Source organism: Micromonospora sp. NBC_00330, from assembly GCF_036136635.1.
Lineage (GTDB): Bacteria > Actinomycetota > Actinomycetes > Mycobacteriales > Micromonosporaceae > Micromonospora > Micromonospora salmantinae.
The window spans coordinates 537,845-550,381 of record NZ_CP108012.1; the positions used below are offsets into that span (position 1 = coordinate 537,845).

Here is a 12,537-nt window from a genome sequence, read left to right on the forward strand (position 1 = left end):
GGGTCGACCGCCGCGCCGTGTGTGGAGGATAGGCTCGCGGCATGACGGTGGCGGTACGGGTGATCCCCTGTCTGGACGTGGACGCCGGGCGGGTGGTCAAGGGGGTCAACTTCCTCGACCTGCGTGACGCCGGCGACCCGGTGGAGCTGGCCGCCGCGTACGACCGGGCCGGCGCTGACGAGTTGACCTTCCTCGACGTCACGGCGTCGTCCAGCGACCGGGGCACCATGCTCGACGTGGTGCGCCGCACCGCCGAGTCGGTGTTCATCCCGCTGACCGTCGGCGGTGGGGTCCGGCAGGTCGCCGACGTGGACACGCTGCTGCGCGCCGGCGCGGACAAGGTCGGCGTGAACACCGCCGCCATCGCCCGTCCGGAGCTGATCGCCGAGATCGCCGACCGGTTCGGCCGGCAGGTGCTCGTGCTCTCCCTCGACGTGCGCCGGGCCCCGACCGACATCACCCCCAGCGGGTTCGAGGTCACCACCCACGGGGGTCGGCGTGGCACCGGCATCGACGCCGTGTGGTGGGCGCACCGGGGCGCCGAGTTGGGCGCGGGGGAGATCCTGCTCAACTCGATGGACGCCGACGGCACCAAGGCGGGCTTCGACCTGGAACTGATCGCCGCGGTGCGCGCGGTGGTGGACGTGCCGGTGGTGGCCAGTGGAGGCGCCGGCGAGGTGGCCCACTTTCCGCCAGCGATCGGCGCCGGCGCGGACGCGGTGCTCGCCGCCAGCGTCTTCCACTTCGGCGAGCTGACCGTCGCCGAGGTCAAGGACGCACTGCGCCTCGGCGGCCATCCGGTGCGCTGAGCAGCTCAGCGCTCGCCGGAGTGCCCCTCCGGTGACCGACGCGGGCTGGGAATCGAACGGACCGCGTATTCCTGAACGGCAGCCGCGTGGTCGGCCTCGTCCAGGATCCAGTCCGCGCTGCCGGGCGCGTGCCGGCGGGTCAACACACCCTGCACGGTGTCCACCATGGTCGCCACACCCGCGCGCGGGCGGGTACGCCACAGCTGCTCACCCTCGGCGGTGATCCGGAACCAGCCGTCGGCGACGCTGACCAGCCCTGCGCCGACCAGCCGCTGGACCGCGGCCTCCACCTCGTGTCGCTGCGGAATCGCGTGGTTGAGGTGGTCGGCTGTGGAGAGCACGTCGGTCAGGCGGACGCCCTCCGGCCGCCGGCTTGTCGCCGACCGACGGTGCCGTCCGGCCCCGCTCGCGATGACGAGCGACACGAAGATCCAGGCGTCGTTCCAGCGCCAACCGTTCTCCCCCATGCAGAGATGATGACGGCGCGCGTCGCGGAAGGGAACACCCACCCGCCAACCGGTGCGCGGCACCACCGCCACGTACCGGTTCGCGGACGGTCGGTGAGGGTTCAGCCGGCCGGGGTGGCCGGCGCGGGGTCGCCCGGCGGGGGCGCGGCGCTGTCCGGCGCGGTGCCCTCCGGCACGGCGAACAGCGGGATGAAGAACTGCGCCAACGGGCCGATGGCCAGCGCGTACGCGACGGTTCCCACGCCGACGGTGCCGCCGAGCAGCGCGCCCAGCGCCAGCACTGTGACCTCGATGACGGTGCGCACCAGTCGGATCGACCGGCCGGGCCGGCGGGCCACGTACCCGGTCATCAGACCGTCACGGGGGCCGGGCCCCAACCGGGCGCCGAGGTAGAGGGCGGTGGCGGCGCCGTTGGCGACGATCCCGGTGATCAGCATCGCGATCCGGACGCTGAACGGGCCACCCGCGGGTAGCAGGGCCAGTGTGGCGTCCACGACCAGGCCGATCACCACGACGTTGCTGACCGTGCCGAGGCCGGGCCGCTGCCGCAGCGGGATCCAGAGCAGCAGGACCAGCGCGCCGACGGCGATGGTGACGGTGCCGAAGGAGAGCCCGGTCAACTCGGAGAGCCCCTGGTGGAACACGTCCCACGGGTCGAGGCCCAGATCGGAGCGGATCATCAGGGCCATGCTGACGCCGTAGACGGTGAGCCCGAGGTAGAGCTGGACCAACCGTCGAACCGGCCGGTGCCGCAGATTGCCAAGCAGTGCCATGCATGCCACCCTAGGTGCCAATCCTCGTCGAGGAAGAAGCCAATATCCGAGGAGTGGCTATGACCGGGCAGGTGCGTGGCGTCCAATTGGCCCGTCTGCTCGGGCAGTGGCATGCACTCCCGGGCCGCCGCCGCAGCCCCGACTACGCCGCGCTGGCCGGCTCGGTGCGCGGGCTGCTCGCCGACGGCCGGCTGCCGCTGGGCGTCCGCCTCCCGGCCGAACGGGAGCTGGCCGAGGCGCTGCGGATCAGCCGGACCACTGTCACCGCCGCCTACCGGCAGCTACGCGAGACCGGGCACCTGGCCAGCCGGCGGGGCGCCGGTAGCTGGACGATGCTGCCCGGCAACCACCGGGTGGCCAGCACCGGCCTGTGGACCCCGCTGGACGACCGGGAGATGCTCGACCTCGGCGTCGCCGCGCTGGCCGCACCGCCGCAACTGCTGTCGGCCGCGCGGGCCGCCGCCGAGGACCTGCCCCGCTACCTGAGCGGGGCCGGTTACCACCCGACCGGCATCATCGAGCTGCGCGAGGCGGTGGCCGACGCGTACACCGCCCGGGGTCTGCCCACCTCGGCCGACCAGATCATGGTCACCAGCGGCACCCAGCATGCACTGGATCTGGTGCTGCGGCTCGCCCTGGCCCCGGGCGGCACCGTGCTGGTCGAGTCCCCGACCTACCCCAACGCCCTCGCCGCGCTGGCCGGCCGGCGGGCCCGGATCAGCACCCACGGGCTGGCCGCCGACGCCGGCTGGGAGCCCGACCTGCTGCTGGGCAGTCTCCGACAGACCCGACCCAAGCTGGCCTACCTGATCCCCGAGTTCCAGAACCCGACGGGGCACCTGATGCCCGCCGCACTGCGCGAGCGTGTGGTGGCCACCGCGCACGCGGTCGGCACCGATCTGATCATCGACGAGTCCTTCGTGGACCTGTCGATGGACGGCACCGAGGTGCCACCCCCGGTCGCCACCTACGACCGGCACAGCCGGGTGGTCAGCATCGGCGGGATGAGCAAGCCCTACTGGGGTGGCCTGCGGATCGGCTGGGTGCGCGCGTCCGCGCCGCAGGTGCAGCGGCTGGCCGCCGTGCGGGTCGGGGTCGACATGGCCAGCCCGGTGCTGGACCAACTGGTCGCGGTGCACCTGCTCGCCGACGCCGAGGCCATCGTCGCCGACCGCCGCGTCCAGTTGGCCGTCCAACGGGACGCCCTGCTCGGTGCGCTGGCGCACCAACTGCCGGAGTGGCGGGTCACAGTGCCACGGGGTGGAGTGACACTCTGGGCCGAGTTGGACGGCCCGGTCTCGAGCGCGCTGGCCCGGGCCGCGGAGGAGGTCGGCGTACGGCTGGCCCCCGGCCCCCGGTTCGGCCTGGACGGCACCCTGGAGCGCTTCCTGCGGCTGCCCTTCACCCTTCCCGCGGCGGACCTCGTGGAGGCCGTCGGGCGGATCGCGGCGATCCGCTACGACCTGGACCGCGCCGGCCGCCAGCGGTGGCGCGAGCCGGCCGTCATCGCCTGAGCCGGCGCCCAGCCAACCATCGGCATCCGTCGGCACCATTATGCCGGGAATATGTCATTCGCCCTGGTTCGGCTGCCAGACTCTCCTGGTGGACCAGGGTGGCGGGACACGCAGGGTCCGCCGGAGTGCGCCGGGCTCACGGGCGACGCCGCTCGAACTCTTCTACGACCTGGTCTTCGTCTTCGCCTTCTTGCACGTCACCACGGCGACCGCCGGCAATCCGACCGCCCGTGGCCTGGTCCAGTGCCTGGTGCTGCTCGCCCTGCTCTGGTGGTGCTGGTCCGGGTTCGCCGTGCTGGGCAACCTGATCCGCACCGACCAGGGCATCGTCCCGGCGATCGGCTTCGTCACCATCGCCGCCGCCTTCGTGCTGGCGCTGAGTCTCCCGAAGGCGTTCGTCGACCGTCCCGGTGGGCTGTTCGGTCCGCTGGTCTTCGCGACCTGCTACTTCGTGGTCCGGGTGAGCGAGAGTGTGATCTTCCTGTGGATCGGCCGCCGGAACCGCGACGTGCGTCGACGCTGGCAACTGCTCGCCCTGCCGGCGTTCGTGGCCACGAGCCTCATCGTGGTCGCCGGGTTGCTGCCGCAGCGGCTCTTCGACGGAACAGCCGAGTCGGTGGCCCGCCTGCTGTGCTGGCTCGCGGCCCTCGGCGTGGAGTACGGGGCCGGACTGGCGCTGCGGGGCACCGGGTGGACAGTGCTCTCCGCCGGGCACTGGGCGGAGCGGCACGGTCAGATCGTCCTGATCGCCCTCGGCGAGGCGATCATCGCGCTCGGGTTCAGTCCCGGCGAGACCGCCGGTCTGCCGCTGACCTGGCCGGTGCTGTTCGCGGCGGTGCTCGGCATCGCGGTGGCCGCCGCGATGTGGTGGGCGTACTTCGACACCCTGGCGCTCGGCATGGAACAGACCCTGCACCGCACCCGCGACCCGGACGCCCGTGCCATCCTGGCCCGGAACGCCTACAGCTACCTGCACCTGCCGGTCATCGCCGGCATCATCCTGTTCGCGCTCGGACTCAAGGGGTTGATCCACGAAGGCGCCGATCCCACCACACCGAGCTGGGGCATACCGCTGCCGAGCTTCGACCTGCTGGCGCTCTACGGTGGGGTCGCGCTCTACCTGCTCGCGCTCATCGTGCTCGGCCGGCGGACGCTCGGCGCCCCCCGCTGGCCCACCATCGGCGGGATCCTGCTGCTGTTCGCGTTGGTGCCGATTGCCGGGTCGCTGCCCGAGCTGATCGCGTTGGGCATGTTGGCCCTGGCCACGACGCTGGCCGTGGCCGCGCAGACGGTCGTCGACTCGCGGCGCCGGGCCGGGGTCCGGCAGATGGCGCTCGAGGAGCAGCTTGCCGCGGAAGAGGAACACACGAGGTGGCGGGGCCACCACCTGTGAGGGCCCCGTGCCGGCTCTCTCGCCGACACGGGACCCTCGGTCAGCTCACAGCTCGGCGAGCGTGCCCGCGTACATCTTGTCGATCTCGGCGGCGAAGTTGCTCTCCACCCCACGCCGCTTGATCTTCAACGACGGGGTGATCTCGCCGTCCTCGATCGTCAGGTCGCGCGGCAGGATGGCCACCTTCTTGATCGTCTCCCAGCGGTTGAGCTTGCCGTTGAGCTGGGCGACGTACTCCTCGACCATCGTCTGGGCCTCGGCCGACGCGACGATCTCGGTGTAGCTGCGCCCTTCGAGGGGGCCCCCGGCGACCCAGCCCCGGATGGCGTCCGGGTCCAGGGTGACCAGCATCGTGCAGAAGTTGCGGGCCTGACCGACGACGACAGCCTGCGAGGTGTACGGGCAGATGGCCTTGAACATGCCCTCGATGTGCGACGGCGCGATGTACTTGCCGCCCGAGGTCTTGACCAGGTCCTTCTTGCGGTCGGTGATGCGGAGGTAGCCCTGCTCGTCGAGCGTGCCGATGTCACCGGTACGGAAGAAGCCGTCCTCGGTGAACGACGCGGCGGTCTCCTCCGGCAGGTTGTGGTAGCCGCGCATGACCGGCCGACCCCGCACCAGGATCTCCCCGTCGGTGTCGATCTTGCACTCCAGGTCGCCCATCGCCCGGCCCACGGTGCCGATGCGCAGCCCGGCCGGCGGGTTGACGAAGTTGCCGGCACTGGTCTCGGTCAGGCCGTAGCCCTCGGAGATCGGCAGGTTCGCGGCGGCGAAGAAGGTGGCGATCTCCGGGCTGAGCGGCGCGGCGCCGGACACCAGTACCCGCATCCGGCCGCCCAGGCGGGCCTGGAGCTTGCTGAACACCAGCTTCTCGGCCAGCCCGTAGCGCAGCTTCAGCCCGGCCGGCACCGGCCTGCCGGCCTGCTCCAGGGCGATCTTCTCCTTGCCGACGCCGACGGCCCAGCCGAAGATCTTCGCCTTCGCGCCGCCGGCGCCCTGCGCGGTGGTCACGGCCTTGTTGTAGACCTTCTCGAAGACCCGGGGAGCGCCGCACATCAGCGTCGGACGGATGACCGAGAGCAGGTCGACCAGCTTGTCCACCCGCCCGTCGACGTAGGTGGGCAGGCCGACGTGGATGGCGCCGCAGAGCAGGGTCTTGCCGAACGAGTGGGCCAGCGGCAGCCACAGGTACTGCAGGTCGTCGTCGCGCAGCAGCCCGACGTCCGCCTGCGCCACTGCCTCCCAGCACCAGCCGCCGTGCAGCAGCTCGACGCCCTTGGGCTGGCCGGTGGTGCCGGAGGTGTAGATCAGGGTGGCCAGGTGGTCCGGGCCGATGCCGGCCACCAGCATGTCGATCAGCTCCGGCTCGGCGGCCAGCGCCTGGGTGCCGCGCTCCTCCAGGTCGGCGAGCGTCAACTGCGCGATCGCGGCGTTCGGGTCGACGGCGCCGTCGAGGAGCACCACGTGGGTGAGCGCGGGCAGGGACGCCCCGGCGATCTTCGCCGCCTGGGCCGGGTTCTCCGCGAACAGCACCTTCGACCCGGAGTCGGCGATGATGTACGTCGCGTCGGCCGGCTCGGTGGTCGGGTAGACGGTGGTGGTCGCGCCGCCGGCGCACATGATGCCGAGGTCGGCGATCACCCATTCCAGCCGGGTGTTGGCGAGGATCGCGACCGGGTCCTCCTGGCCGACGCCCAGGCCGTGCAGGCCGGCGGCGACCGCCTTGGCGCGCTGGCCGACCTGTGCCCAGGTCAGCCAGACCGGCCCCGAGTCGTCGGAGTTCGGGGACGCGAACGCGTTCCGGTCGGGGGTGGCCGCCACGCGCTTGAGGAACATGTCCGGGATGGAGCGGTACGGTACATCGAGAGCCATCGCTGTAGCCGCCTTCGGGGGTGGTGGCGTGACGGTCGTCACGTCATGATGGTTACCGAAGAGTATTGCCTGTTGCCGTGCATCGGCTAGCCCTGGTGATCGTCCGGCCGGCCCATCCCACCAACCGGTACGGCCGATCAGGCGTACCGGGCAGCCCCCACTGACCAGTCGTAGGTGGCCCGGACCCAGTTGCGACGGGTGACCAGGGCGTCGCGGATCCCGTCGTCGCCGACGGCGCGCAGCGCCTCCTCCGCGTCCAGGTACGTCGCCAACCCCTGGTTGAACCGGTGGGCCGCACTCCGCAGCGCTGTCACCTCGTCCGCGTCGCCGTCCTGGGCGAGCACCGTGACGAGGTTGTGCGCGTCCGGGTCGGCCTGGCTCTCCTTGCCGTAGGAGAAGAGGTCGTTGCACCAGCAGACCAGGTCCACCGCCAGCAGGTCCAGGGCGACCAGCCCCGGGTTGGCGCGCTGGGTTGGCCCGGAGGGCCGCGTCGACGCCAGGTCGGTCAGGGTGAGGCAGGGGTGCACGCCGCCGATGTGCCGGCGTAGCTGCACGTACTCGGCCACCTCGGGCACGCGCCGACGTTCCCGGTTACCCGCCTCCCAGAGCAGCGCCAACAGGTACTCGCGCATCTGGCTGACGAACCGCAGCAGCAGTCCGGCGTGATCGTGCAGGCGGGTCCGGCGGCAGAGATCGTGCAGCGCGTCACCCAGCGGCCCGACGGCGGGCGGTACGACGTACGGGTCGCCGCACCGGTCCAGCACGTCGAGCAGGGTGCTGATCGCCGGGCCCAGTCGGACCGGGTCGGCGCCGAGGCCGTCCTCGTCGCAGGCGTCGTCCATCACGAAGAGCCAGCTGATCAGGTCGGTGAGCAGCCGCAGGCCCTCGACCGAGCCGTCCAGGCAGGCGCGGCCGGCCAGTCCGGCGGCGTCGGCCCGCTCCAGGCGATGCACGCGTTGGCTGGAATCGACCAGCCCGAACGTGCGCGCCCACTCGATGCTCTCACCCGCCACCTGGTTCGTGGCCCCGTGGCGCCCGGTGGGAAACGGGGGTTCCCGCAGCGCCGAAATCGCGAAGTCCCGCACAGTGTGCCCCCACTCCGTGCCGCTCGGCGCGGAGCGGCGCGGTGAAGCGTACGGGAGGAGGTATCAGCGTGTTTCGCTGGGTGTGGGAAATTCCACAGTCGTTTGGTGACCGTTTACGTACATTCGGTCACATGCCCAGGTTGGCGGCGCGTAGCCGCCGAGCCGCCTCCGCCGAGCCGTTCAGTTGGACCCGGGCCACCCGTTGCCGGCCGGAGAAGAACAGCACCAGCTCGGCCGGGGCCCCGACCAGGCGCAGTGGCTCACCACCGCGACCGAGGGAGACCTCGCCGTGGCCGGGCGCCTGCACGTAGAGGTCCGCCGGAAAGCGCCGCAGCGCCAGCCGGGCCATCGGGGCCGCGCGTTTCCAGAGCGCACTCTGCAGGCCGGTGGGCAGATCGCGCGGCTGCCACCCGGAGCCGGCCCGCCGGACGTCCTCGTGATGGATGAAGAACTCCATCGTGTTGGCCAACTCGTCGGTCAGCGGGTTGCTGACCGGGCTCCACACCGGCGGTCGGCGCACCTGTGCCACCAGCTCGGGGTAGGGCCCTGCGGCGAGTCGCCGACGGACCCGTTCGGCGTAGCCGCGCAGCGGCGGCAGCACGATCCCACCCGCCGCGTCCGGACGGCGCTCCCGCAGCACCAGATGCGCGGCGAGGTCACGGGTCGCCCAGCCCTCGTTGATGGTCGGGGCGTCCGGCCCGAGGGCCAGGAGAAGATCGGCCAGCGCCTCGCGCTCGGCTCGGGCGTACCGGGGCATGGCCCGATCGTAGGCCCGGCGGCCCGCCGGCGCGCGACGGCGGACGTCGGTCGGCGCCTGCGGCACGCCGCCGTCCGGTACGTGATGGTCGACATATCCAGTCAGGGTCGGCGGCACTGGCCCCGACCGGTAAGGATGAGGGAGATAATTGCGGCTTACGGCGGGGGAGAGCGTGGCGAGCAAGACAAGTCGGGACGTTCTCAGTCGAGGGCTGGGCGTCCTGCGGCAGGCGATCCGTGAGCAGCCACGGATCTTCTCGGTGGCGGTCGTCGGCAGCGTGCTCTTCGGCGGGATGATCATTGTCAGTGCCCGGGTGGTCGGGTCGGTCATCGGTGAGGTGGCGCTTCCGGCCATCGAACGCGGCGAGGTGGGCGCCGGCACCCTGGCGCTGGCCGCGGCCGCGTTGTTCGGGATCAGCGTGCTGCGGGTGGCGGGCATCTTCGGCCGCCGGCTCGGCGCCGGCTACATGCAGTACCGCCTCCAGGCCTCCTACCGCCGCAGGGTGACCCGTCGGTACCTGGAGCTGCCGCTGTCCTGGCACCACCGCAACTCCACCGGCACCCTGCTGTCCAACGCCAACTCCGACGTGGAGGCGGCCTGGTACCCGATCGCGCCGCTGCCGTTCGCCGTCGGCACGTTGGTGATGCTGGTCGGCGCGATCGTGTCGCTCTTCGCCACCGACTGGGCGCTCGCCCTGGTCGGGCTCGCGGTCTTCCCCGCGCTGTTCGCGCTCAACGTCGTCTACTCCCGCCGGATGGCACCCCGGCAGGCCCGGGCGCAACGCCTGCGCGCCGAGGTCAGCGGCATCGCCCACGAGAGCTTCGACGGCGCCCTGGTGGTCAAGACGATGGGCCGCGAGGCCCAGGAGACCGCCCGGTTCGCGGGCCGCGCCGGTGAGCTGCGCGACTCGCTGATCGCTGTCGGCCGGCTGCGCGGCATATTCGACCCGCTGCTGGAGACGCTGCCCAGCCTCGGCACCCTGGCCGTGCTGGTGGTCGGGGCGTTCAGACTGCGCCAGGGCGCGATCAGCGTGACCGAGCTGGTCAGTGTGGCCTTCCTCTTCACAGTGCTGGCCTTCCCGGTGCGGGCCATCGGCTGGGTGCTGGCCGAGCTGCCGCGCAGCGTCGCCGGCTGGGACCGGGTGCGCCGGGTGCTCGACGCCACCGGCGAGATGCCGTACGGGCAGCGGGTGCTCGACCCGGCCGGTGCCGGCCCGGCCACCCTCACCTTCGACGACGTGCACTACTCCTACCCGCCGGCCGAAGCCCACCCGCCCGGCGCGCAGGTCCTCGGCGAGGTCGGCTTCACGGTGCCCGCCGGTCGGACGGTGGCCCTGGTGGGGCCGACCGGCGCCGGCAAGTCCACCATCGCCTCGCTGGCGGTGCGTCTCGTCGACCCGGACTCCGGCACTGTGAGCGTGGACGGCGTGGACGTGCGCGAGCTGACCTCCGCGTCGTTGGCCGGCACCGTGGCCCTGGTCGCCCAGGTGCCCTTCATCTTCGACGACACGGTCCGCGCCAACATCGCCCTCGACCGGCCCGGTGTCGACGACGAGGTGGTCTGGGCGGCGCTGCGGCTCGCCGAGGCGGACGGTTTCGTCGCCGCGCTGCCCGATGGTCTGGACACCATGGTCGGCGAGCGGGGCACCTCGCTCTCCGGTGGTCAACGGCAGCGGCTCACCCTGGCCCGCGCGCTGGCCGGTCGACCGCGCCTGCTGGTGCTCGACGACGCGACGAGCGCTGTCGATCCTCGAGTGGAGGCGGCCATCCTGGCGGGGCTGCGGTCGTCGACCACGCAGGCGGGAGTTCCGGCCGCGTCGATCCTGGTGGTGGCGTACCGCCGGGCCACCATCGCGCTCGCCGACGAGGTCATCTACGTGGAGCAGGGACGGGTGGTCGCCCGGGGCACCCACAGCGAGTTGTTGGCCACCGTGCCCGGCTACGTCGATCTGGTCACCGCCTACGAGCAGGCCGAGGTGGAGCGGGCACAGGAAAGTTCCTACGGCGACGACGTGGCGCCGCTGCCGTCGGGCCTGGAGATCGAGGTGGATCGGTGAGTACGACGACTACCGGGACTGACGAGCAGGAGGCCCGGCAGGAGACGACCTGGCAGACCCTGCGTCGGGGCCTGGCGCTCTCGCCGGAGCTACGGATCGGTCTGGCCGGCACGTTGGCCCTGGCGTTGGTCTACATGGTCGGTCGGGTCGCCGTGCCGGTCGCCGTGCAGCAGGGCATCGACCGGGGTCTCGTCGGTGGTCTGAATCTGAACGTGGTCTGGACGGTGGTGGCGATCACCACGGCGATCCTGACGATCACCACGATCTGCGGCTACCTGATGATGCGTCGGCTGTTCACTGTCAGCGAGACGGCGCTGGCCAACGTCCGGACGCGCGCGTTCCGCCACGTGCACGACCTCTCGATGTTGCACCAGCAGTCGGAGCGGCGCGGTTCGCTCGTCTCGCGGGTCACCAGCGACGTAGACCAGATCACCCAGTTCCTCCAGTGGGGCGGGGTGATCCTGCTGGTCAACCTCGGTCAGCTGGTGGTCACCACCGCCGTCATGCTGGCGTACTCCTGGCAGTTGACACTTGTGGTGCTGGCCGCGTTCCTGCCGGCGGTGTTCGTCATCAGGCAGTTGCAACGTCGCCTCGGCAGCGCGTACGCGACGGTGCGCCAACGCACCGGGACGTTGCTCGGCGCGATCGGCGAGAGCGTGGTGGGCGCGCCGGTGATCCGGGCGTACGGGATCGCCGGGCGCACCGAGCGGCGGCTGGACGAGGCGATCGACAGGCAGCGGCTGGCGCAGCAGCGGGCGATCCGGATCAGCATCGTCGGCAGCTCGGTCGGTGAGTTGGCGGCGGGGCTGGCGCTGGCCGGCGTGGTGGTGCTCGGCGTGCTGTTGGGGGTGGACGGCACGCTGTCGATCGGCCAGCTGACCGCGTTCCTCTTCCTGGTGACGCTCTTCATCCAGCCGGTGCAGATCGCCACCGAGGTGCTCAACGAGGCGCAGAACGCGATCGCCGGCTGGCGTCGGGTGCTGGACGTGCTGGACGTCGCCCCGGACGTGGCCGACCCGGGGGAGCAGGGGCGGGAGTTGCCGGGCGGGCCGCTGGACATCCGGTTCTCCGGTGTGCGGTTCGCCTATCCGGGTGGTCCGCCGGTGCTGCACGACATCGACCTGGAGATCCCGGCGAAGAGCCGGGTGGCGGTGGTCGGTGAGACCGGCAGCGGCAAGACCACGTTCGCCAAGTTGCTGACCCGACTGATGGACCCGTCGGCGGGGGCGGTGCTGCTGTCCGGGGTGCCGCTGACCGACGTCCGGTTCGACTCGCTGCGTTCCCGCGTGGTGATGGTGCCGCAGGACGGGTTCCTCTTCGACGCGACGGTGGGGGACAACGTCCGGTTCGCTCGGCCGGAGTTGACCGACGAGCAGTTGAGCGCCGCCTTCACCGAGCTGGGCCTGTCGGACTGGCTGGAGGGTCTGCCGGCGGGCCTGGACACTCCGGTCGGGGAGCGCGGCGAGGCGCTCAGCGTCGGAGAGCGGCAGCTCGTCGCGTTGGCCCGCGCGTACGTGGCCGACCCGGACCTGCTGGTGCTCGACGAGGCGACCAGCGCTGTGGACCCGGCGACGGAGGTGCGGTTGCAACGCACGCTGGACGCTGTCACCCGGGGTCGGACCACCCTCGCCATCGCGCACCGGCTCTCCACGGCACAGGCCGCCGACGAGGTGATCGTGGTGGACCGGGGTCGGGTGGTGCAGCGCGGCCCGCACGACGAGCTGGTCCGCGACGCCGACTCGGTGTACGGCCTGCTCTACGCCTCGTGGCTGGAGCAGACCCGGTGAGGTGCGGCGGTGTGGTGGACGCCG

At 71.9% G+C, this 12,537-nt stretch carries 10 protein-coding genes; 5 read left to right on the forward strand and 5 right to left on the reverse strand.

Annotated features, from left to right (window positions below; genetic code table 11):
• The first annotated feature begins 41 nt into the window (after window positions 1-41).
• Window positions 42-809 (forward strand): imidazole glycerol phosphate synthase subunit HisF, encoded by a 768-nt coding sequence (hisF, locus tag OG598_RS02540; RefSeq protein WP_210786192.1) that lies wholly within the window; start codon window positions 42-44, stop codon window positions 807-809.
• A gap of 5 nt (window positions 810-814) precedes the next feature.
• Here hisF and OG598_RS02545 read toward each other — a convergent pair whose 3' ends face one another.
• Both OG598_RS02545 and yczE read right to left on the reverse strand, forming a co-directional pair.
• Window positions 815-1,276, reverse strand: a complete 462-nt coding sequence (locus OG598_RS02545) for a hypothetical protein (protein ID WP_196924558.1) — start codon at window positions 1,274-1,276, stop codon at window positions 815-817.
• Window positions 1,277-1,377: 101 nt separating this feature from the next.
• Window positions 1,378-2,049, reverse strand: a complete 672-nt coding sequence (yczE, locus tag OG598_RS02550) for a membrane protein YczE (RefSeq protein ID WP_328652854.1) — start codon at window positions 2,047-2,049, stop codon at window positions 1,378-1,380.
• A gap of 59 nt (window positions 2,050-2,108) precedes the next feature.
• Here yczE and yczR point away from each other — a divergent pair, with 59 nt between their 5' ends.
• Entirely contained in the window at window positions 2,109-3,563 is a 1,455-nt protein-coding gene (gene yczR, locus OG598_RS02555) for a MocR-like transcription factor YczR (RefSeq protein ID WP_328652855.1), read from the forward strand.
• 88 nt (window positions 3,564-3,651) lie between these two features.
• Window positions 3,652-4,956, forward strand: coding sequence for a low temperature requirement protein A (locus OG598_RS02560; protein ID WP_328652856.1), 1,305 nt, complete (start codon window positions 3,652-3,654; stop codon window positions 4,954-4,956).
• A 45-nt stretch (window positions 4,957-5,001) separates the two neighbouring features.
• Here OG598_RS02560 and OG598_RS02565 read toward each other — a convergent pair whose 3' ends face one another.
• From OG598_RS02565 to OG598_RS02575, 3 genes are all read right to left on the reverse strand, one after another.
• On the reverse strand, window positions 5,002-6,828 hold the full coding sequence (locus OG598_RS02565; RefSeq protein ID WP_328652857.1) for an AMP-dependent synthetase/ligase: 1,827 nt from the start codon (window positions 6,826-6,828) through the stop codon (window positions 5,002-5,004).
• 137 nt (window positions 6,829-6,965) lie between these two features.
• A complete protein-coding gene (locus OG598_RS02570) occupies window positions 6,966-7,913 on the reverse strand; it encodes a terpene synthase family protein (protein ID WP_328652858.1) in 948 nt (315 codons plus the stop codon).
• 127 nt (window positions 7,914-8,040) lie between these two features.
• The gene (locus OG598_RS02575; RefSeq protein WP_328652859.1) at window positions 8,041-8,670 is read right to left on the reverse strand and encodes a TIGR03085 family metal-binding protein; all 630 of its coding nucleotides are present in this window, start codon (window positions 8,668-8,670) and stop codon (window positions 8,041-8,043) included.
• Window positions 8,671-8,842: 172 nt separating this feature from the next.
• Between OG598_RS02575 and OG598_RS02580 the strand changes: the two genes are divergently transcribed.
• Complete coding sequence (locus tag OG598_RS02580; RefSeq protein WP_328652860.1) at window positions 8,843-10,726, forward strand: ABC transporter ATP-binding protein; 1,884 nt, start codon at window positions 8,843-8,845, stop codon at window positions 10,724-10,726.
• Complete coding sequence (locus tag OG598_RS02585; protein ID WP_328652861.1) at window positions 10,723-12,513, forward strand: ABC transporter ATP-binding protein; 1,791 nt, start codon at window positions 10,723-10,725, stop codon at window positions 12,511-12,513. Before OG598_RS02580 ends, OG598_RS02585 begins: the two co-directional genes overlap by 4 nt.
• Window positions 12,514-12,537: the final 24 nt, after the last annotated feature.